The sequence below is a fragment of the Sphingomonas sp. genome (genome assembly GCF_041661885.1).
In the GTDB taxonomy this organism is placed as follows: Bacteria; Pseudomonadota; Alphaproteobacteria; order Sphingomonadales; family Sphingomonadaceae; genus Sphingomonas.
In genome coordinates, this window is sequence record NZ_JBAZTL010000003.1 from 34132 (window position 1) to 56844 (window position 22713).

Sequence of the window (22713 nt, forward strand, 5' to 3'; positions counted from 1 at the left end):
CCGACCATGATCCAACATTCCCCGTCCGCAATCGGCCTCGACTTTGGCACGACCAATTCCGTCCTGGCCGTCGCGCAGCAGCCCGGCGAGGCCGACATGCTCTTGCTCGATGGTCCGGCCGCACAAAGCGCGGTGTTCCGCTCGGCCTTGTGCCTGTGGGAAGAAGAGGGCGAGCCGCTGGGATTGGCGAGCGAGGCGGGGCCGTGGGCGATTGCGGAATATCTCGCCTTCCCGCAGGGCAGCCGCTTCCTGCAGTCATTCAAGTCGGTCGCGGCCAATGCGAGCTTCGAATATGCCAGCGTGTTCGAGCGGCGCTTTCGCTTTGAGGAATTGGGGCGCCTGTTTCTTGCGAAGATGGCGGCGCGCGCGCGCGGTGCGCTGAACGGCAAGACGCAGCGGCTGGTGGTCGGGCGTCCGGTGGAATTCGCGGGCAGCCGCCCCGACGAAGCGCTGGCGCGGACGCGCTATGATGCGATGTTTGGTCCCCTCGCCGATGAAATCCATTATGTCTATGAACCGATCGGCGCGGCGTTCAGCTATGCCTCGCGTATTGCCGATCCCGCGACGATCCTGGTCGCGGATTTCGGCGGGGGCACGAGCGATTTTTCGGTGGTGCGGATCGAAGCGCCCGGCGCCGCGCGGCGCTGCACCCCGCTCGGTCATGCCGGGGTCGGCATTGCGGGTGACCGGTTCGATTTCCGTATCGTCGATCATCTCGTCATGCCGCTGCTCGGCAAGGGCGGGTCGTATCGCTCGTTCGACAAGGTGCTCGATATTCCCGGCGGCTATTTCACCGATTTCGCCGATTGGTCGCGGCTTGCGTTGATGCGCAACCGGCGGACGATGGCGGAGCTCGACAAGTTGCGCCGCGTCGCGCTGGAGCCCGCCGCGATTGAGCGGATGATCGCGATCATCGATCAGGAACTTGGCTATCAACTCTACGACGCCGTCGGCACCTTGAAGCGCGCCCTATCGCAGAGCGATATCGCGGAGTTCCGCTTTGAGGGGGCGGGGCTGTCGATCGCGGCGGAGGTGCGGCGCGACGCATTTGAGGCGTGGATCGCCCCCGATATCGCGCAGATGGAGCGAGCGGTCGACCAGGCGCTGGCGCGCGCCGAAACCAACGCCAGCGCGATCGACCGTGTGTTCCTGACCGGCGGCACCTCGCTCACCCCGCGCGTGCGACGGCTGTTCGTCGAACGCTTCGGTGAAGACCGCATTGCCGCCGGTGGCGAACTCACCTCGATCGCGCATGGCCTGGCGCTGATCGGCCAGCAGGACGACATCGCCGCCTGGGCGGCGTGACCGTCAGCGCTTGACGGTGAACGCTCCAATCCCGGCCAGCGCTATCGATCCCGTCGGAAGCGCGGGCGCGCCGAACGTAAGGCGCAGGAATCGCGCCGGGCGGGGCTGATCGAAGGCGAGGCGCTGCGTGGCGAGCGCATACGCGATATTGGCCAGCTCGCCGCTGCCCGCCGCTTCCCACTGCGCGCCATCGACACTGGTCTCGCAACGATAGTCGCGCGGCGGGGACACATCCTTGGCGATCGTGCGCGACGGCGAGATGCTGACCCCGGCCAACGCAACCACTTGCCTCATGTCGATTGTCACCCCGACGGGGGCACCGGGCGTTGGGGCCGGGGTGGTCCAGCGGGTCGCGGCATCGTCATCGAGCAGCGCTTCGGCACCCGGCGCGGTGGCGGCGACGATGTGCCAGCCCTTGGTCGACAGGATCGTCGGGTCGCTCGACCGCGCTGGTGCGACCGCGACGGGGGCCACTTGCCGGAACAGGGCGATCTCACTGATCGCCGGGCAAGCGGGCGCTTCGAGGATGCGCAGCCGCACGCGCCGCGCGGTGATGGGCTTGGACAAGCGGATGATGCGCTGTGCGCCGATGCATTCATGCTCAGCGAGCGTCTTCCACACGCCGCCCACCTCTGCATCGACCGCAAAGCGCGTGACGCGCACGCCGAGCGGCAGATATTCGCGAATGCGGATCAGATCGAAGCTGCGCGCAGGCGGCAGATCAAGCGTCAGCGACGGGGTATGGTCGGCATCGGGCGTCGACCAATAGGTGTCGGGCCGACCGTCGAGTACGCGCGCGGCACTGAACGCGACCCCGCGCTCCGCGCTGGCATGGGCGACGGCCCCCTTGGCGAGATCATGGGCATAGGTTGCGGCTTGCGCATCGCCGAACGAGCGCAGCACTGCGACATCGGTATCGGCCAGGCGACCGCGCCGGTCGGGCGGCAAATTGAGGTTGAGGTTGGTGCCGCGCCCGACCGATTCGTCGAACAGCTTGAGCAAGCGTTCGGGCGTCTTGACCTTGGCGTCCTCGTCGGCGTGGTAGAACCAGCCGGGGCGGATCGAGACGTCGGTTTCGGCGGGCCACCACAGGGGTGCTCCGCGCACGCCGCTATTGCCCTCGGACTGGACATAAGGGTGGTTGGGCATGGTCGGCCAGCACGGGTCGCCCGCCACGCCATCCTCATTGCCGACCCAGCGAATTTCGGCGCCCAGCGGATCGAAGGTGCAGGCCATCGGTTGATATTTGTGGACCCAAGCGATCGTGGTCGGCCAATCGTAATACGCCGGGGCATCGATCTTCCGCGTCTCGCGCGCGCCGCCATAATAGCCGTCGCCGCCATTGGCGCCGTCGAACCAGAATTCGAACAATTCGCCATAGCGCGTGCAAAGCTCGACGATCTGCTTGCGGAAATAATCGACATAGGCCGGGCGGCCATAGTCGGGATGATGACGGTCCCACGGCGAAAGATAGAGGCCGAAGGACAAACCCGCACGACGGGCGGCCGCTGCCATTTCGCCGACGATGTCGCCCTTGCCGTTCTTGTACGGCGTGTTGCGGATGCAGCGTTCGGTCAGCAGCGTCGGCCACAGGCAGAAGCCGTCATGATGCTTGGCGGTCAGGATGATGCCGGTCATGCCCCCCGCCTTGGCCGCCGTGACGATCTGGTCGGCGGAGAAATCGGTCGGGTTGAACAGCGCCGGATCCTCGTCGCCATAGCCCCATTCCTTGTCGGTGAAGGTGTTGATGGAGAAATGGACGAAGGCATATTGCTGGCGCGTGTGCCAGACGAGCTGGCGCGGCGCGGGGGTGGCACCCCAGGGCTGCGGCGCACCGCTGGGCGCGGTCTTGGCCAAAGCGGGCGTTACGAGTGTCGGCAAAGCGGTGGCGGCAAGGCCGGAGGCGATCACGCCGCGGCGCGAGGGATGGCTCATCTGGGGCTCCAGGATCAGGCCGAATGGCCAAAGGAGGGGGGACGATCGGCGTGCGCCGCGCCGAAGCTGGGGTTGGGCGTGGCCGACATGGTGAAGCGCAGCGTGCCGCCGCCGCTCAGCGTGCGGTGGTCGATCCAGCTCTTGGTCCACGGTTTCCCGTTCCACGCGACCGCCGCGACATAGGGCGTATCGGCGCGATTGCCGGGTGCCTCGATTGTGAGGGTATGGCCCTTGCCGACGCGCACCGTCGCGCGTTCGAACAAAGGCGAGCCGAACACATAGGCCGCCTCGACCGGGTCGACCGGATAGAAGCCGAGCGCCGAGAAAACGAACCACGCGCTCATCTGGCCGCAATCGTCATTGCCGATGATGCCGTCGGGCGCGTTGCGGTACATTCCGGTGCATAAACGTCGCACCAGCGCCTGCGTCTTCCACGGCTGACCGACATAGGCATAGAGATAGGCGGCGTGTTGATCGGGTTCGTTGCCATGCGAATATTGGCCGACCAACCCCGAAATATCGGGCGGGGCATTGTCGGGTAGCGTTGATGGCGCCGAGAAGAAGGCGTCGAGCTTCGCGGCGAAGGCGGCATCGCCGCCGACATGCGCGATCCGGCCATAGAGGTCGTGCTGGCTGAGGAAGGTCGCCTGCCAGCCATTGGCCTCGGTATAATCGCGCCACCACGGCTTTGGCATATGGCCGAGCTGGACCGGGTTATATGGTGCCCACCATGCGCCATTGGCAAAGCGCGGGCGCGCAAAGCCGGTGTCGCGGTCGATGACGTTGCGCCAATTCCCTGATCGTTTGAGCAACCGGTCGGCATCGGTACTGGCCCCGGCGGCGCGCGCGAGGTGCGAGGATGCCCAATCGTCATAGGCATATTCCTGTGTACGGCTGACGCTTTCGAACACCTGATCGGCGGGGACATAGCCGAGCTTGTCATAGACTTCGCGGCCCAGGCTGTTGTCCTGTTCGGGTGCCTCGAAATCGAAGCTGCGCTTGGCGATGGCGTGCCAGGCTGCGGCATAATCGGCAGGGATGTCCTTGGCTTGTGCCTCGGCCAGCGGAGCAGCGCCGTGCCAGCCGATCATCGTGCCGGTTTCCCTGCCCTGCAACGGCCATACCAAGGGACCGTAGGGCGATTGCTGGGTTTGGCGGATCAAGTCGTCGATCAGGCTTTTGGTCCGTTCGGGCGCGATCAGCGTCAGCAGCGGGTGCAGCGCGCGATAGGTGTCCCACAGCGAATAAGTGCTGTAGGCGGCACCGCCCGGCGGCACGGTGTGGACCTGTCCGTCGAGCCCGACATAGCGGCCATCGATATCCGAGAAGAGCGTTGGGGCAAGCTGCGCATGGTAGAGTGCCGAGGCCATGATGGTGCGCTGGTCGGCGGTGCCGCCTTCAACCTGAACCACGCCGAGCGCCTCCGCCCAACGCCCGCGTGCGGCACCAAGAACGCGGTCAAAGTCCCAATGCGAGGCCTCGGCGGCAAGGTTGGCGCGCGCGCCCGCGATATCGACGCCCGAAATACCGCAGCGCAACAGGATCGGCGCGGCGCCCGCGTCGTTCCAATGCAGCGCCATTTTCAGCCGCTTGCCGGAGACCTTCGTCGTGCCCGCAGGCTGCTCCACATCGCCATCGCCGTAAAAAGCGACGCGGTCAGGTCGTCGCGAACATTGCAGCGCAAAGTGGATGCGCCGCCCCTTGGCCCAGCGAAACACACGGCGGGTGCCTGTGATGGTGCCATCGGCGTCGATCGCAAGACTCGCCTCATCGATCAGCGGGGCGCGGTCGGAAGTGTCGAGGACCAGATGCGACAGGTCAATCAGCACATGGCCCGGCCCTTTCGGGTAGGTATAGCGGTGCCAGCCGGTGCGTTCGGTCGTGGTCAGTTCGGCGCGCACCCCCGATTCGAGCGCGACGCGATAGCAGCCGGGCTCGGCGATTTCGTTGGAATAACGCTGGCGATAGCCCGCATCGGGGTTGTCGAGTGGCCCCGGTGTCAGTTTGACCGGCCCGGTGGTCGGCACGACGAGCACGTCGAGCATGTCGCCGATTCCGGTGCCCGACAAATGGGTGTGGCTGAACCCCATGATCGAGCTGTCCCCGTGGTGATAGCCTGAACAGGTCGCCCAGCGCTCAACATCGGTATCGGGGCCGAGCTGGACCATGCCGAAGGGAAGCGATGGCCCGGGATAGGTATGACCATCGCCGCCGGTGCCGACGAACAGATTGGGGGCGGTCGCCGTCGGGCGGGCGTCGATCCGCCACGGCAGCGCGCTGGCGAACAGCGCGAGGGTCGAACTGCTGAGGAGGGTACGGCGGTCGATGGTCATAGAGTGCCTTCCAGCAAAGCGGGACGGGTGTTGGCGAGGCGCACGATCAGTTCGCCGAACAGGCCATTGGCCCAGGCGAACCACGCGCGGGTGAATTTGCGGGCGTCGTCCTGATCGAAGGTTTCGTGGATGAAGCCGGTGTCGGCATCGGCATCGCGCAGCGTCTTGAGACAGGCGCGGATCACGGCGGGGTCGTCGCTCGACAGCGCGCGCACGATCAGCGACATCGGCCAGATTTGGCGTAAGCCGACATGCGGGCCGCCAATGCCTTCGCCTGCTTGCCCCTTGAAGAAATAGGGGTTGTCCGGGCTCCACGCAGCGGCTTGGGTGCGCAGCCACAGTGGATCATTCTGTGCAACACAGCCGAGATAGGCAAGGCCGGAGAGCGAGGGCACGTTGGCATCGTCCATGAAGAGTGCATTGCCGAAGCCGTCGACCTCATAGGCCCACACCTCGCGCCCGTCGCGCAGCCGTATCCGACCATATTGGGCGAGCGCCTGTTCGACCTCGGTGGCGAGCGCGATGGCATCCTGCGCCAGCGTGGTATCGCCGCGCGCGCCCTGCGCCACCACCGCCAGCTCGCGCAGTGCGGTCACCGCGAACAGGTTGGCGGGGATGAGGAAGGGGTAGAGGCAGGCATCGTCCGAGGGGCGGAAGCCGCAATGGATCAACCCGACGGGGCGCGAAGGATTGCCATAACCGTCGAGTGGCTGGGTTTCGGTATTGCGCTCGGATTCGCGCAGGAAACGATAGGGGCCGGGGCCATCCTTGCGCTGCTGTTCGCGGAAAGTGGCGATGCTGAGGCGCGCTGCTGCCGCCCAGCGCGCATCGAACGGCGCGGGGTCGCGCGTCGCCTGCCAATAGCTGTGCGCCAGCCGCATCGGATAGCAGAGCGAGTCGATCTCCCATTTGCGTTCGGCGACGCCGGGCTTCATCTCGGTCTTGTCGTCCTTCGCCCAGCCGAGATTGGTCCTGGCCGATGGATCTTCCATGAAGGCGTTGGCGTAAGGGTCGATCAGGATCGAGCGCGCCTGCCGCGCGATCAGGCCGTGGAACAACGTGCGCAAAGCGGGGTCGTCGCGCGCGAGATGGAGATAGGGCGCGAGCTGCGCCGAGGAATCCCGCAGCCACAGGCAGGGGATGTCGCCGGTGAGGACGAACGCGTCAGGCGCGCCGTCGACCGTGCGCATCCGCACCGTGGTGTCGAGCGTGTTGGGATAGCAATTGGCGAACATCCAGCGCAGCTTGGGATCGCCGATCTTGGCCGAGACGCGTGCGATCTCGCGCTCGACCGCGCGGCTGGTGAACAGCCGTTCCTTCAACGGCGGGCGCTTGCTGGGGAGCGGCGCCGCGGCGAGCGCGGGGGAGGCGGCGAGCGCCGCCCCCGCCGCACTGCCGAGGAGGGCTTCACGCCTGGTCAGGATCATTTGGGCAACTCCTGCCGCGTGCCGGTGATCGTCAGGTCGATCCAGCTACCGGGCGCGCTGCCCGGCTGGCCGCCACCGACGAACAGGCGGTAAGCGCCGGGCTCGACCGCGCGTGTACCGTCGCGCGCGACCAGGCTGAGGCTGCGCGGATCGAGCGTGAAGCTGGCGTCGCCCGCCTTGCCGCGCGCGATCGCCAGCCGCTGGAAGCCGACCAACTGGCGCTGGAGCACCGGGGTGGTGAAGCCGACCCCCTTGGCGGCAGGCGGGACGAGATAGGCCTGCACCACCTCTTCACCGTCGCGCGCGCCGACATTGGCGACATGCACGCTGACGCTCGCGCTTTGCCCGGCGGTGACGCTGACCGCGTTGGCCGGGGCGGTATAAGCGAAGCGGGTGTAGCTGAGGCCGTACCCGAAGCCCCACAGCGGCGTTCCGGTGAAGTAGCGATAGGTGCGCTCCTTCATGCCGTAATCGACAAAGGCGGGCAGGTCGGTGGTGTGGGCGTAGAAGGTCACCGGCAGGCGGCCCGAAGGATTGTTGCGCCCGGCGAGCGTCTCGGCGATCGCGGTGCCGCCGGATTCGCCGGGATACCAGGCAGCGAGGATCGCGTCGGCATCGTTCGGATCGAGCGCGACCGCGCTGCCGCTGGTGAGCACCAGCACCAGCGGCTTGCCGGTCGCCTTGAGCGCGGCGATCAGGCGTTGCTGCGCGAGTGGCAAGCCGATGTCGGTGCGGTCGCCGCCGACGAAGCCGGGCACGCTGACCGACAAGGCCTCGCCTTCCAGATCGGGCGACAGGCCGACCGAGACGACCACCACGTCGGAGGCCCTGGCGGCGGCCACCGCCTCGGCGATCAGCGGTTCGGCGGGGGGCAGCCACAACAGACGCACGCCTTCATCATCGCTGACATGGTCGAGTTCGAGCTTGAACGGCACGGTGCGACCGTCGCTGTCGAAGGCGACTTCGATCCGGCCCTTCTTGATCTCGCCCCGGGCCAGCGGCTTGCCGTCGATCCACAGCCGCGCGGCATCGTGCGCCTTGCAATATTTCCAGCACGCGGGTGCGTCGATAACGAGGCGGTAGGCACCGGGGCCGGGCGGCACCAATTCGCCGCTCCAGCGTGCGCTCCACTGCGGGCCGAGACCGGGGGCGGGGGCCGCGCGGTTGAGGTCATGGTCGATATGGCGTTCGCGCCGGGTGACGACGGGCGCGCCCGTAAGGCCGGGGGCGGCGAAATATTCGGCCTGAAGGCCGGGCGCGCCGTTCCAGCGCAAGGCGGTTTCGGGGACGAGCACTGGCGCGCCATCGGCGAGCACCGAGCCTTGCGCATAACGGACGTTTTCCGCCCCGAACTGGTGGCGCAGGCCCTCAAGCGGGGTCACCGGCGCGACGGCGGTGCCGTGATAATTGCCCTGCAATACGCCAATATCATCGGCATCGGCCCCGATCAGCGCGATCCGCGTGCCCGCCTTAAGCGGCAGCCGGTTGCCCTCGTTCTTGAGCAGCACGATGCTTTCGCGCGCCGCCTTCAGCGCGACGACGTGGTGTTCGGGCGTGCCGATGTTCCTGGGCGAAATGCGCGACCACGGGCTGTTTGCGCCATAAACGGTGCCGAGCGCCTTGCGCGCGGCCATCGCGCGGTCGAACGCGGTATCGATGTCCTGTTCGGTGACCAGGCCGCGCTGGAGCGCTTCGGGCAGCGCCGCATAGGTGGTGCCGCAATTGAGATCGGTCCCGCCCTTGAGCGAGGCCGCCGCCGCCCCCGCCGCGTCGAGCCGGTAATGGTGGAACAAATGGACATTGGCGATGGCGTCGCAATCCGACACGGTGAAGCCGGTAAAGCCCCAGTCGTGGCGCAGCCGATCGACCATCAACGGCGCATTGGCGCAGGCGGGCACGCCGTGGATGGCGTTATAGGCGCACATCAGCGACTGCGCCTTGCCCTCGGTTACCGCCATGCGGAAGGCGGGCAAATAGGTCGCTTCCAGATCCTGCGGCGAAGGATCGACATCGAAGCCGTCACGCCCCGCCTCGGGGCCGCTATGCACCACGAAATGCTTGGGCGTGGCGATGACCTTTGGGTGCTTCGGGTCCGGCCCTTGCAGGCCCGTGATGAAGGCGACGCCCAGGCGACCGGTCAAATACGGGTCCTCGCCATAGGTCTCTTGCCCGCGGCCCCAGCGCGGGTCGCGGAAGATGTTGATGTTGGGCGACCAGATCGTCAGCCCTTGATAGATTTTGCGATCGGCCGAGACCGGTTGCGCGTTGAACTTGGCGCGCGCTTCGGTTGCGACAACATCGCCGATGCGGTTGAGCAACGGCGCGTCCCACGTCGCCGCCATGCCAATCGCCTGCGGGAATACCGTGGCATAGCCGTTGCGCGCGAGACCGTGCAGGCCTTCATTCCACCAGTCATAAGCGGGCAGCCCGGCGGCGGGATCGGCGGGCGCGCTGCTTTGGAGCTGGGCGGCCTTTTGCTCGGTGGTCAGCGTTTCTGGGATGGGCGCGACTTGCGCTGCCTCGGCTGCGAGCAGCATCCAGATCATCGGCGCGATCCCAGCGAGCGGAGGATAAGGGCGGCGGCAAGCGCCTTGGGCGACGCCGTAGACGTCACGGTGATGGTGCGGCTTTCACCGGGCAGCAGGTCGAAGCCGTCATCGGACGGATGCGCGCCGATTTGGCCGAAGTCGAGCATCACCGCGCGGGCGAGTGCCGCGCTGCGGATGGTGACATTGTTGCCATCCCAGGTCGCGGTCAGGCCGGGATCGGGATAGTGCATCGTCTTGGGCGCGCCGCGCTCGATCATGGCGCGGCTGACCACGGCGTTACCGACCAGCAATTCGGCGACGGCGTAGCTGTTGGCGGCATCGGCCCCGGCGAACAGCGTCGCATCGTCGAGCTTTGCGACATCGGTGGCGGACAAAGCGGGCATATTTGCCGCCGCGCCCTGTTCGCCCAGCGGCTTGCCCGCCATATCGAACGCGCGGACGCGCCAGCGGGCCGCGATCGGCGTGGTTGCATCGGACACGAGCGCAATGCGGGTGGCGGCGTCCTTATGTTCGGCGACGATTACCTGCGGCGCGAAGAAGCGACGCGCGGCATAATGGAGCAGCTTCCAGCGGCCGTCATAATCGACGCTCGACCAGGAGATGGACGGCCACACGTCGTTCAATTGCCAATAGAGCGACCCCATCGTCACTGGGCGGCACGCACGGTGGTGGAGCGCGGCGAGCGCGATCGCTTCGGCCTGGTTGACCTGACTGAGATAGACGAAGTCGGCAATGTCCTTGGGCTCGCCCAGCCGGTCGCGAATATACATCAGCAGCCGTTCATTGCCTTCCCCGGCGAGAAACTTCTGGTGCGCCTTCAGCACCGGGCTGTCGGGGGTGAGCGGGCCGTTCCCGGCAAAGGCGCGCACCGTCGCCATGTCGGGCATCGCCTGGAACCCATATTCGGACATGAAGCGCGGGCACGCGTCGAGATAGCGCTCGACTGGCTTGGAGCCCGACCACACATCCCAGAAATGGCGGTCGCCCGACGCATCGGTATCGACGGGACCTTCATAATCGGTCGAGGGCGAGCCCGGCCAATAGGGCGTGCCGGGCGAGCGCGTCAGCACCGCATCGCGCAGCACGCGATCGAACAGCACCGCCATGCCTGTGCCAATGCGTTCCTGCTCATCGGCGCCGACCGCTTTTTTGAAGGCCTTGCGGTCGGACCAGTTTTCCCAGCCCGACAGCACTTCATTGCCGCCCGACCACAGCACGATCGACGGATGGTTGCCGAGCCGCTCGACCTGTTGCTCTGCCTCGATCCGCACATTCTCGCGATAGGCGGCATCGGGCGGGGTGACGGCGCCGCCGAACATGAAGTCCTGCCACACCATCAGGCCCATTTCGTCGGCCATGTCATAAAAGGCATCGTCGAGATAATAGCCGCCGCCCCAGATGCGCACCATGTTCATATTGGCGTCGCGCGCGGCGGTGAGCAACGGGCGCATCGAGGCTGGGGTGACGCGTGCCGGGAAGCTGTCGAACGGGATGACGTTCGCGCCCTTGGCGAAGATCGGGATGCCGTTGACGCGAAAGCCCATCGCGCCGCCGCCACGGATCAGTTCGACCGTGCGCAGGCCGATGCGGCGCTCGGCAGTGTCGGTCGCCTCGCCATTCTGGTCGAGCGTTGCGGTGACGCGGTAGAGCGGTTGCGCGCCATAGCCGACCGGTTGCCAGCGCTGCGGGTGGGCGACGGTGATTGGCAGGGTGACGGCGTTGGTGCCGGCCGCGAGTGTTACTTGCTGCACGACATGCTGCTGCGATCCATCGGGTGCGGTCAGCGTAACGCGGACTTGCGCCACAGTCTCGCGATCTGCCTGGATGGCGGCCTTGGCGGAGAGCCGCGCTTCGCGATCGTTCAGCGCATCCTGTTCGACACGCAGCGTGTCGATCCGCGCATTGTCCCACGCCTCCAGCCGCACCGGGCGCCACGGGCCGACATTGAGGATGCGCGGCCCCCAATCCCAGCCATAATGGTATTTGGGTTTGCGGATATAAGGCGAGGTCTGGCGACCCTTGGGTTCGTCCCCGAATGCGGAATCATATTCGCCCGGCAGCGACGCCTTTTGCGCCAGCACCATCGGTTGCAGCGTCTTGATTGGCGCGGCGAAGGTGATGAGGATCTCGTTCGCGCCCGCTTTGAGCAACGGCTTGGCGGCGATGCGCCAGCGGCGATGGGCATTGTCGGCGGTGAGCGCGGCCTGGCCGTTGATCGTCACCGTCGCGAAAGTGTCGAGCCCGTCGAACACCAGATCGAGATGATCGCGCCCGAGCATCGCGGGCGTCACCTGCAGCGTCCGGCGATAGTGCCAGTCGCTGTGCCCGACCCACTGGATCGCGGCTTCGTTGGTGGCGAGGAAGGGATCGGGCACGCGCTGGCGCGCGATCAGATCCTGCTGGATGCTGCCGGGCACATGCGCCGGGAACCAGCGCCCCTCGGCGCGGTGTGCGGCGATTGCGGCCCCGTTCGATGGGGCGATCCGGGCCTGCCAGCCGTCATCGAGGCTGATCGTGGTGCGCGGTGCGGCGGCAAGCGGCGCTGTCGCACCCACGAGAAGTGCGGCGAGGATCGCGCGGCGCAGCGTCCTGCGCATCACCGGCGCTCGGTCAGTTGGATCGACGCCACGGCATAATAAGGCTCGGCGACGGGCGAGGTGAACTGGAAGCACAGGTCACGGTCCCCGCTCATCATCGGCAAGGCACCCTTGAACGTCATCTGAGTGGGAGATGCTGCGGGGTCGGGGAGCGGGAAGGTCGCAACCACCACGGGCTTGGGGGCGTCTTTGTCGGGCGCGCCCTTGCGGCCTGCCTGGCATCCGGCGAGCACGACCAATTCCCCATGCGCGGTGACGTTATAGGGTTCGCGCACCGCCGAAGCTTCATGCGCCAGGCCGTAATGGCGGGCGAGCCGGGCGACCTCGATCGTGAAGCCGCCTGCAAGGTCCAGCGGGGCCGCCGGATAGGCGCTGCACGTGTCGAACAGGTTGATGTTGAAAGCAGGACCGTTGCTTTCGGCATCAGCGGTCAGTGGCACGCGCAGCCCCAGCGCGCCGCGCGGGCACGACACCAGATCGGAGGCGTTACGGTAGAGCAAGGCGGTGCGGCTGGTTTCGAAATCGCGAATGCGCGCGGTGGCGATGCCGTCTGTGTCAAAGGCGGCGGCCTTGATCGTCGCGCCGGGCACGAGGCTGAGCGGCGCGACATAAGCGGGTGAAGACGCCGTCGGTGCCTTTCCGTCGAGCGTATAGCGGATCGCGCCGACCGGAAGCTGTGTGGCGAGCGCGATCGTCACCTTGCCGGCGCGCAACGCATCGCCGCGCGTACCCTGCAAGGCATACGCCACCGCAAAGGCGCTGTCGGAGACCTCGACCCCGCCGCGCCGCCAGCGGGCGACTTGCGGGGCAAGGCGTGTGGCGAAGCCCGGCAGATCGCGCGGGGCGTTTGACCAAGTCGTCTCGGCCAACGCCGCCGCGCGCGGAAAGACGGCGTGTTGGATCTGATACGGCGTGACGAGATATTCGCTCCACGCATTCACTTGTGCGCCGAGCACATGCTTCGCGCGGTCGGCATCGATCCCCTTGGGCAGCGGATCATAGGCATAGACATCGGCCAGCGTCTGGATTGACAGGCGGCCGGGGGGCTCATCGCGCTGGTCACTTTGCAGGCTGTCGAGATAGAGCGTCGGCGCGGGCGACAGCACGACATCGTGCCCGGCATTGGCGGCATCGACCGCGCCCTTTTCGCCGCGCCATGACATGACCGAGGCCGAGGGCGGCAGCCCGCCTTCGAGGATTTCGTCCCAACCGATCAGGCGGCGGCCCTTGCTGGCGAGATAGCGACCGAATTCGTCGATCAGCCAGCTTTGCAGCGCATTCTCGGTCTTGAGGCCGAGCTTGGCCATCTGTGCCTGGACTTCGGGCGAGCGTTCCCACTGGTCCTTGACCGCTTCGTCGCCACCGAGATGGATGAAGCTGCTGGGGAACACCGTCATCAGTTCATCGAGCACGTTTTCGACAAAGGCGACGCCCTTGGGGCCGGGGTTGAGCAGATAGGGATTGACCCCCCAATCGTGCGACACGACCGGGCGATCCCCGAACACGCCGATTTCAGGGTAAGCGGCAACCAGCGCCTGGGCGTGGCCGGGCAGATCGATTTCGGGCACGATGGTGATGCCGCGTTCGGCGGCATAGCGAACCAGCTCGCGCAGTTCGGCCTGGGTGTAGAAGCCGCCGACGCGCGTGGTCGGCGTCAGGCCGCCGGTGCTGGGCGGCGCGCGGAAGCCACCGATTTCGGTCAGCTTGGGATAACGCTTCACCTCGAAGCGCCAGCCCTGATCGTCGGTCAGGTGGAGATGCAGCACGTTGAGCTTCACCGCCACCATCTGGTCGACGATCTGGTAGAGCGAGGGCAATGGCTGGAAATGCCGCGCAACATCGATCATCAGCCCGCGCCAGCCGAAGCGCGGCGCATCGCTGATATCGACCCCGGGCACCGCGACGGGCTTGCCGAACGCCTGATCGGGGCTGAGCAATTGCGCCAGCGTCATCGCGCCATAGACGAAGCCGCTGCGCGCCGATGCGGCGATGCGAATGCCGCTCGCGTCGACCGTCAGGCGATAGTTTTCCGCGCCGGTAATGGCCGGATCGCGCGCGAAGCGGATCGCGGCGTTGGCGGTGGTCGTGCGCAACGTCAGCCCGCGCGCGGTGGCTACTTGCGCGATTAGCAGGCGCGCGGCGGCTTGGGCTTCTGCATCGCCGCTGGGAACCGCAATGCCCGCCCCATTGGCGATGGTGATGCTGTCGGTCGTGCGCGTGATCTTGGCAGGAAGCGGGAGCAGCGGAAGAGGAGAGGGTGAGGTTTGCGCCGTCGCCGCTGTCGTCACCAGCAGAGCGGACAACACCCCGAGCATCGCGCCGCACCGCCGAAAATTCTGCTCGGTCGTGCCGCGCCGCTTGCTTTGCATCATGAATCTCCCTGCCGCCGTTCGGGCGCATCTTTGGGGCGAAGTGTAACCAATATAGGTCCACTTGCAAGCGGCGGAGATATCGGTTTTTTGATATAAAACTGCGATATGGAGGTGCGGAGCGTTTGCATCGACCATACCAATATGAAATCGGAACAATCCCGATTGCTCACCTGCGAAGCTTTGATTAGGCTGGGTCCTCACATAGCGACGCACGCGCAGGACGGGGCGTTCTGCGTCGCGGCGAAAGGGATGGGCATTGGCGTTTTCGCAGCAGATCGGTCAGTTTCGCGAAGGCAATCCGGCGCCGCTCTACCTTCAGCTCCAGCAGCTCATTCGGGAGGCTATCGCGCATGATGTGCTGGCCCAAGACGACGCTATTCCGGCCGAGCGCGATCTTGCCACCGAATATAACATCTCCCGCATCACCGTGCGCAAGGCGATTGGCGGGCTGGTCGAAGAGGGGTTGCTGACGCGGCGGCGCGGCGCGGGCACTTTCGTCACCGGGCGCGTTGAGAAGAGCTTTTCGAAGCTGTCCTCCTTTTCCGAGGACATGGCGGCGCGGGGCAAGACCGCGTCGAGCAGTTGGATCAGCCGCGCGGCGGGCACGGTCGACCCCGACGAGGCGATGTCGCTCGGCCTGTCGCCGGGGACGCCGGTTTATCGTTTTCACCGCATCCGCTATGCCGACGATCAACCGATGGCGCTCGAATTCTCGACCATCGCCGGTTACTGTCTGCCCAGCATCGGCGCGGTTGAGGATTCGCTCTATACCGCGCTCGACAAGGCGGGCAGCCGGCCCGTGCGCGCACTGCAGCGGCTCCGCGCGGTGCCGTTTGGGCCCGAACACGCCAAGATGCTGGGGGTCAGCGCCGGGCATCCGGGCTTGCTGATCGAACGGCGCGGCTTCCTGAAGGATGGCCGCGCGGCGGAATTCACGCGGTCTTATTATCGCGGCGACGCCTATGATTTCGTCGCCGAACTGTCCGACCTGTAACTGCGTTCGCGCGCCGACCTTTCCTCCCCGGAGTGTTGTCATGAACCGTCGCCAGCTTCTGCTCGCCAGCGCGGGCGCTAGTGCCTTGCGCGCCGTTCCGGCCGTCGCCGCCACCGCGCCGCAAACCGCCGATGGCTTTCCGATGCCGCGCCCCGAAAGCCGCCTGCCGCCGAGGCTGGCTCGCCAGGACCCGGCGCGGACGTTGCTCGAGCTCGGCTGGCGTTTCCATGAGGGTGACATTGCGGCACCCGCGCCAGCGGACCATGCCGAGACCTATCTCTCCGCGATGGCCGGTAACGCGATTGGTGCCGCAGCCGTGCTCTACGACGATAGCGACTGGGCCGCAGTGCGCTTGCCGCATGATTGGGCGGCGGCGCAGCCGTTCGTCGAGAGCGCGAACATCTCGCAAGGGTATCGGCCGCGCGGGATCGGCTGGTATCGCCGCACGCTGCTGCTCGATCCCGCCGATCGCGGCAAGACGATCGAGCTGCATTTTGACGGGATCGCCACTAATGCGACGATCTGGGTGAATGGCAGCGTCGTCGCGCATAGTTGGTCGGGCTATGCCAGCATCTATACCGACATCACGCCGTTCGTGACCTTTGGCGACGACGAGCCCAATGTGATCGCGATCCGGGTCGATGCGACCGCCTGGGAGGGCTGGTGGTATGAAGGGGCGGGGCTGTACCGCCACGCTTGGCTGGTACGCCGCGCGCCGGTCGCCATCATCAGCGACGGGGTTCATTGCGATCCGCGCCGGGATGCGGCAGGCCGCTGGCGAGTGCCCGTCGTCGCGACGCTGGCCAATAGCGAGCGCGCCGCAGCGACGGTGACGGTCGAAGCGACGCTGTTCGACCCCGACGGCCATGCGGTGCAGCGCGCAAGTGTTGCGGCGACGGTGCCGGTGCTGGAACAGGCCGATGCCAAGCTGACGCTCGACATTGGCGATGCGCGGTTGTGGTCGGTGGAGACGCCGACGCTCTACACGCTGCGCGTGCAGGTGCTGCGCGACGGGGGCGTGGTGGATGTGCGGCAAATCCCGATCGGCTTCCGCACGATCCGTTTCGATGCCGAGCGCGGCTTTTTCCTCAACGATCGGTCGGTGAAGATCAAAGGCGTGTGTATCCATCAAGATCACGCCGGGGTCGGCACCGCCATGCCCGATGCCTTGTTGTATTGGCGGTTGCAGCGGTTGAAGGCGATGGGCTGTAACGCGGTGCGCATGTCATCCAACGCGCCGACCGCCGAACTGCTCGACTATTGCGACCGCATGGGGTTGCTGGTGATGGACGAGAACCGCCATTTCAACCCGTCGCCCGATTATATGGCGCAGCTCGAATGGCTGGTGCGGCGCGACCGCAACCATCCGAGCGTCATCATCTGGACGCTATGGAATGAGGAACCGTTGAAATCGACGCCGCAGGGTGTCGAAATGACGCGGCGGATGGTGGCGGTGCTGAAGCGGCTTGATGATGCGCGGCCGGTGACGGTCGCGATGAATGGCGCGTTCAACGATCCGGTCAACACCTCGACCGAAGTCGATGTCACCGGGTTCAATTATTATCAGGACCAATATGACGTTTATCATCGGCTGGTTCCGACCAAGCCGATCATCAGCACCGAAGACACCAGCGCCTATCAGACGCGCGGCGCATTCGAGAGCGACCCCAAGGCGCATATCGCGACCTCCTATGATCGCGAAGCGGCGGGCTGGGGCGCACCGCACGGGCCGAGCTGGAAGATGATCGCCGATCGCCCCTTCGTCGCGGGCGGGTTCGTGTGGACCGGCTTCGATTATCACGGCGAACCGACGCCGTATGAATGGCCGACGATATCGAGCTTCTTTGGCATTCTCGATCTGTGCGGCTTTCCCAAAACCGCGTTCGGCTTGCGCAGCGCGCAATGGATCGACGATGCGCCGGTCGTAAGCATCGCGCCGCATTGGACATGGCCGGGGCGCGAGGGGCACAGCATCGATGTCGTGGTAATGAGCAATGCCGAACAGGTGACGCTCAGCCTGAACGGGCGCGAGCTCGGCACGCAAGCCGTCGACCGGTTGCTGGGGAACAGTTGGAAAGTGCCCTATGCGCCGGGCCGGATCGAAGTAGTGGCGCGGCGCGACGGGCGGATCGTCGCGCGCGCGGTGCAGGAAACGGCGGGGCGACCGGTTGCGCTGCGCCTGACGCCTGCCCGCAGCGTGATGGCGGGCGATGGCGAGGATGTGCAGCCGGTGACGGTCGATGCGGTCGATGCACAGGGGCGGCACGTGCCGACCGCCAATCTGCCGGTGCGCTTCACGGTCGCGGGCGCGGCAATCATCGGGCTCGGCAATGGCGACCCCAACAGCCATGAGCCCGAACAATCACCGCCGCATGAGGGCGCACGCGCGCTGTTCAACGGTCTCGCGCAAGTGATCGTGCGCGCGGAGACCGGGCGTGGGCGGATCGTGATGACGGCACAGGCGGACGGCCTGGCCCCGGCGCGGCTGACGATCGACCGGCTGGCGATCGATCCGCCCGGCCAGGTTCCGGCGATCGCCCCGCAGCAGCGCATCGCGCAATGGCGGCGCTCGGCAGCGTTCGACGCGCGGCCTTCGCCCGAGCTCGCACCGAGCGACGGCGACAATAATAGCTGGGCGTTCGTGCGCAGCGGCACGCCGACGCCGGTCGAAACAAGCGAGCGCTGGCGCGTCTATCGCGCGGCGATCACACCGTGGCGCGCGGTGGCGGCGGCAGGCGGGATGCTGCGCTTCGCCGCGATCGGCGGACGTGCGGAAGTGTGGGTCGATGGGCAGCGTCTGGCGGACAAGGCCGATGGTGCAGTGGGCCCGTTGACCGCGCCGGTGCCCGCCGGGGCGGGAGCGCGCAGGATCGTGTTGTTGATCGATGCGGATGCGGGGGCGGAGTCGGGGATTTTGGGGCCGGTTACGCTGGCGGCGGGGTAGGGCTCAGGCGGCGATCAGCCGCCCGAGTGTGGCTTCGTCAGCGAGCAAATGCAGCAGCCCCGGCGCAGGCCGCGCGACCGCATGCAGGTTGAGCGCGTCGAGCGCGGCGGAATCGGCCTTGGCCGAATCGCGCAGCCTGATCCGCAGCCGCCCGAAATAGCGTGCGCTGTCGGCGATATTGTCCGAGCCGCCCAGCGCCGCGATCAACGGTACGGCGAGCGTCAGCGCCGGTTGCGCTGTCGGCGTGGCGGCAACCGGTGCCGCGACCACGCCGCCACCCAGCGCCAGCGCGTCGCGGATTTCGACCGAGACGACATCGGCGATCGGCCCGAGCACGACTTGCAGCGCGGTCGCCGAGGGGCGGATGATGCCGCGCGCGCCGAGCGCCTTGAGCGCGGCGTCATCGACCAGCGCCTGATCGCGCACCACCAGCCGCAGCCGCGTCGTGCACGCGCCGATGGTGGTGAGATTGGCACCCCCACCAAGCGCCTGCGCAAAGGCCGCACCGCGCCCGCCTGCGACGACTGGGGCGGATGTCACAGGGCTGTCGGTGAGCGGTTCGCGCCCAGGGGTCGGCAAGTCCATCCGTTTGATGAAGAAACGGAAGATGCCGTAATAAAGCAGGAAATAGACCGCGCCGACCGGCAGCAGCAGCAGTGGGCGCGTCGCCTTGCCGAAATTGAGGACGTAGTCGAACAGCCCGGCAGAAAAGCCAAAACCCAGCTTGACGCCGAGCAGGTCCATCAGCGCCATCGACAGGCCAGTCAGCACCGCATGGATACCGAACAAAACGGGTGCCAGGAACATGAAGCTGAATTCGATCGGCTCGGTCACCCCGGTCAGCGCCGAGGTGAGCGCGAGGCTGAACAGCATGCCGCCGACCGCCTTGCGCCGATCCGGCGCGGCGGCGTGGTACATGGCGAGGCAGGCGGCGGGCAGGCCGAACATCATCACCGGGAAGAACCCGGCCATGAAGCTTCCGGCGCTCGGGTCGCCTGCGAAGAAGCGGCGCAAATCGCCGGTGGTGCCGTGCCAGTCGCCGACGACGAACCAGGCGACGTTGTTGAGGATATGGTGCAGCCCCGTCACCAGCAGCAGCCGGTTGAGCAGGCCGAACACGAACAGCCCCGGCGCGCCCGCGCGGCTCGCGGCGACGCTGAGGGTGTCGATGCCGGTGCTGATCGACTGGAAGCCGAACCCGACCGCTAGCGCCAGCGCGAGGCCCGCCACGCCGCTGACGATCGGCACGAAGCGGCGGCCACCGAAGAAGGCGAGATATTCTGGTAACTTGATCGCGGAGAAGCGATTGTAGAACAGGCCGCCGACCAGCCCCGACAGGATCCCGATCGGAACGTCGAGCCGCGCCATTACCTTGGCCTTCCATGCCGCGACGGCGAGATCGGTCGAGGCGCCGGTGAAGCCGACCACGGCTTCGGGCGGGACGGTCAGCAGCGTTTTGCCTGCCTCGGTCGTCACCAGGAAACAGGTAACGCCGGCGAGACACGCCGCGCCATTGCCGTCGCGCGCGAAGCCGGTGGCGACACCGATGGCGAAGAGCAAGCCGAGATGGTCGAAGATCGCCTGACCCGCCGCGCCGATGAAGGGCAGGCCGTGCAGGTCGGGCTGGCCGAGCCGCAGCAACAGGCCCGCAATCGGCAATACTGCGATCGGCAGCATCAGCGCGCGGCCAAGCGGCTGGAGCGCCCCCAGGATCGATTTCATACCGACATCTCCTTGGTCGCGAAGCTTCGGGCGAGGGCGCGTACCTCGGCGGCGGATGCGCAAGCGAGCGCGGCGGCGGCATGATCGCGGCACACGGCGAGCGTGACGTCCGACACCAACGCCTTGATCGTCGGCACCATGACGGGCGCGGTCGACAATTCGGTGACGCCGAGGCCGAGCAGAATCGGCACGGCGAGCGGATCGGAGGCGAGGCCCCCGCACACGCCGGTCCAGCGGCCATGCGCAGCGCCGCCGCGACAGGTCTCGCCGATCAGGCGCAGCACGGCGGGGTGGAGGCCGTCGAGCGCGCTCGCCACCGCCGGATTGGCGCGGTCCATCGCCAGCGTATATTGCGTCAGGTCATTGGTGCCGATCGACAGGAAATCGGCCTCACGCGCCAGCAGATCGGCGGTGATCGCGGCGGCGGGGGTTTCGACCATGATGCCGAGCTGCACCACTGTGGTGATGCCGAGCTCGGCGCACAGCCGGTCGAGCAGCGCGCGGACGCGGCGCAATTCCTCGATCTGGGCGACCATCGGCAGCATGATCTTGCATTGGCCGGTGGGCTGTACGCTAAGGATCGCGCGCAGTTGGTCTTCGAGCAAGGCGGGGTGGGCCAGGCTGACGCGGATGCCGCGTAAGCCCAGCGCTGGATTTTCCTCGCCCGCGATCGGCAGATAGGGGGCGGGCTTGTCGCCGCCAATGTCGAGCAGGCGCACGATCAGCGGGCGCCCGTCGAGCGCGGCGGCGATCGCCTGATATTCGGCGGCTTGCTCCTCGATCGAGGGCGCGGTGTCGCGTTCGAGGAACAGGAATTCGGTGCGCAGCAAGCCGCAGCCCTCGGCCCCATTGGCGATGGCGGGGGCGGCTTCGGCAGCGGAGCCGAGATTGGCGACGACTTCGATGCGCGTGCCGTCGGCGGCGTGGCAAAGCATGTCGGCGCGGGCGAGTGCTTCGGCGCGGCGCGCGGCGGCCTTGGCTTGCGCTGCTTCGGCTTCGGCCAATTGGTCGGCGGTGGGGGCGGTATGGAGCAAGCCGTTACTGGCATCGAGGATAACGCGCGTGTCGTCGGCGATGCTCAGCACGTCGGGGCCAATCGCGACGAGCGCGGGCAAGCCCATCGACGCGGCCAGGATCGCGACATGCGAGGTTGGACCACCCTTGGCGATGCACAATCCGGCAAGGCCCTCGGCCGATCCGATCAGGTCGGACGGCATCAGATCCTCGGCGATGAGGATCGTGCCGACGGGATAATGTTGCGCGGCTGCGGCACCGCCCAACAGGCGCGCCAGCAATTGCCGTTCAAGGTCGCGCAGATCGTCGGCGCGTTCGGCCAGATGCGCGTCGCCACCGGCGCGCAGTGCATCGGCTTGCGGACGGATCGCAGCGCGCCACGCATGGCCTGCGCTTTCGCCGCGCGCGATTCCGGCGTGGGTCGCGTCGATCAGCGCCGGGTCCGCCAGCAATGCGGCGTGCGCTTCCAGAATAGCGTGCGCCGGGCCATGCGCGGTCTCAGCCTGACGCATCATGTCGGAGGCGAGCGCGGCGTGCGCGGTGGTAAAGGCAGCTTCCTCCTGCGCCACACCGTTCCCCACCGGAGAGACTTCGGGGTCGATGGCGCGGTGATGCCGCACCGCGCCGATCGCAAGACCGGGGGCTGCCGTCACGCCTGCCAGCGCGCCTTCCGGCACGTCGGTCTCGCGCATAGCGGCGCGGCGCGGCGCGGCAGGCGCGGGCGCTTCGTTCATGCCGCTGGCGATCAACGCGACGAGAGCATCGAGAGCGGCGGTGGCGTCGCTGCCCTGCGCGGTCAGCGTGATGGCGTCTCCCTGCCCGATGCCGAGCGCGAGCAACCCGGTCGGGCTGAGCGCCGATGCAGTCCGTGCGTCTTTGCCAAGCGCGATCGTCGCGTTGAATGCGCGTGCGCAAGCGGCGATCCGCGCGGCGGGGCGTGCGTGGATGCCGTGCGGCAGATCGACGCGTAGCGTGCGGTTTTCGCGGGGCGCATCGGTGTCGGCATCTTTCTCGGTCGCCAAGGGGGCGATGGCGCGCACCGTCATCAGCGGCGCACCAACTTCGATTGGTCCGGTCGCCGCGCGATTGGTGAGCGAATAACCTTCGCTTTCGACCAAAAGGATCGGGGTGATGATGGCCGGGGCTTCGCGCACCAGCAGATCGAGATCAAAGTCGATCAGTGCGTCGCCCGCCGTGACTCGGTCTCCGGCCCGCACATGCGGAGTGAAGCCGCGTCCGCTGAGTCCAACCGTGTCGATGCCGAGATGGATTAGCATCTGCGCGCCGTTATCGGCTTCGATCGTCAGCGCATGGCCGGTCGCTTGCACGCTGACGATGCGCCCGTCGCACGGCGCGTACAGGCAGGTGCCGGTGGGATCGATCGCCAGCCCGTCGCCCAGCATCCGCCCGGCGAACACCGCATCGGGAACATCGTTCAGCGCAGTGACCCAGCCTTGTAACGGTGCGGACAGCACGATCGACGCCATGATTTCTCCTCAAGCGGGGCAGGGATGCACAAGG

General features: G+C 66.9%; 11 protein-coding genes. 3 read left to right on the forward strand and 8 right to left on the reverse strand.

What is annotated here, in order from left to right; all coding sequences use genetic code 11:
- Positions 1-6: 6 nt before the first annotated feature.
- Positions 7-1305, forward strand: a complete 1299-nt coding sequence (locus WC704_RS06675) for an Hsp70 family protein (protein WP_372889144.1) — start codon at positions 7-9, stop codon at positions 1303-1305.
- A gap of 3 nt (positions 1306-1308) precedes the next feature.
- Here WC704_RS06675 and WC704_RS06680 read toward each other — a convergent pair whose 3' ends face one another.
- The 6 genes from WC704_RS06680 to WC704_RS06705 are packed head-to-tail and all read right to left on the reverse strand — an operon-like array spanning position 1309 to position 14518.
- Entirely contained in the window at positions 1309-3240 is a 1932-nt protein-coding gene (locus tag WC704_RS06680) for an alpha-L-fucosidase (protein ID WP_372889145.1), read from the reverse strand.
- Positions 3241-3254: 14 nt separating this feature from the next.
- Positions 3255-5573 carry a GH92 family glycosyl hydrolase gene (locus WC704_RS06685; protein WP_372889146.1) on the reverse strand — a complete coding sequence of 773 codons (2319 nt, stop codon included), beginning with the start codon at positions 5571-5573 and terminating at the stop codon, positions 3255-3257.
- Positions 5570-7000: a glycoside hydrolase family 125 protein gene (locus WC704_RS06690; protein WP_372889147.1), complete on the reverse strand. Its 1431-nt coding sequence runs from the start codon at positions 6998-7000 to the stop codon at positions 5570-5572. The genes WC704_RS06685 and WC704_RS06690 overlap by 4 nt, the downstream gene beginning before the upstream one ends.
- Positions 6997-9546, reverse strand: coding sequence for a glycoside hydrolase family 3 C-terminal domain-containing protein (locus tag WC704_RS06695; protein ID WP_372889148.1), 2550 nt, complete (start codon positions 9544-9546; stop codon positions 6997-6999). The genes WC704_RS06690 and WC704_RS06695 overlap by 4 nt, the downstream gene beginning before the upstream one ends.
- Positions 9543-12146, reverse strand: a complete 2604-nt coding sequence (locus WC704_RS06700) for a glycoside hydrolase family 2 protein (protein WP_372889149.1) — start codon at positions 12144-12146, stop codon at positions 9543-9545. The genes WC704_RS06695 and WC704_RS06700 overlap by 4 nt, the downstream gene beginning before the upstream one ends.
- The gene (locus tag WC704_RS06705; protein ID WP_372889150.1) at positions 12146-14518 is read right to left on the reverse strand and encodes a beta-N-acetylhexosaminidase; all 2373 of its coding nucleotides are present in this window, start codon (positions 14516-14518) and stop codon (positions 12146-12148) included. The genes WC704_RS06700 and WC704_RS06705 overlap by 1 nt, the downstream gene beginning before the upstream one ends.
- Before the next feature lie 256 nt (positions 14519-14774).
- On the opposite strand from WC704_RS06705, the gene WC704_RS06710 reads away from it, so the two are divergent.
- Together WC704_RS06710 and galA are read left to right on the forward strand one after the other, a co-directional pair.
- A complete protein-coding gene (locus WC704_RS06710) occupies positions 14775-15512 on the forward strand; it encodes a GntR family transcriptional regulator (RefSeq protein ID WP_372889151.1) in 738 nt (245 codons plus the stop codon).
- Positions 15513-15552: 40 nt separating this feature from the next.
- A complete protein-coding gene (gene galA / locus WC704_RS06715; protein ID WP_372889152.1) occupies positions 15553-18456 on the forward strand; it encodes a beta-galactosidase GalA in 2904 nt (967 codons plus the stop codon).
- Positions 18457-18459: 3 nt separating this feature from the next.
- Here the strand turns inward: galA and nagE are convergent, their stop codons facing one another.
- Together nagE and ptsP are read right to left on the reverse strand one after the other, a co-directional pair.
- On the reverse strand, positions 18460-20178 hold the full coding sequence (nagE, locus tag WC704_RS06720) for an N-acetylglucosamine-specific PTS transporter subunit IIBC (protein ID WP_372889153.1): 1719 nt from the start codon (positions 20176-20178) through the stop codon (positions 18460-18462).
- The gene (gene ptsP / locus WC704_RS06725) at positions 20175-22679 is read right to left on the reverse strand and encodes a phosphoenolpyruvate--protein phosphotransferase (protein WP_372889154.1); all 2505 of its coding nucleotides are present in this window, start codon (positions 22677-22679) and stop codon (positions 20175-20177) included. Before ptsP ends, nagE begins: the two co-directional genes overlap by 4 nt.
- Between the last annotated feature and the right edge of the window lie 34 nt (positions 22680-22713).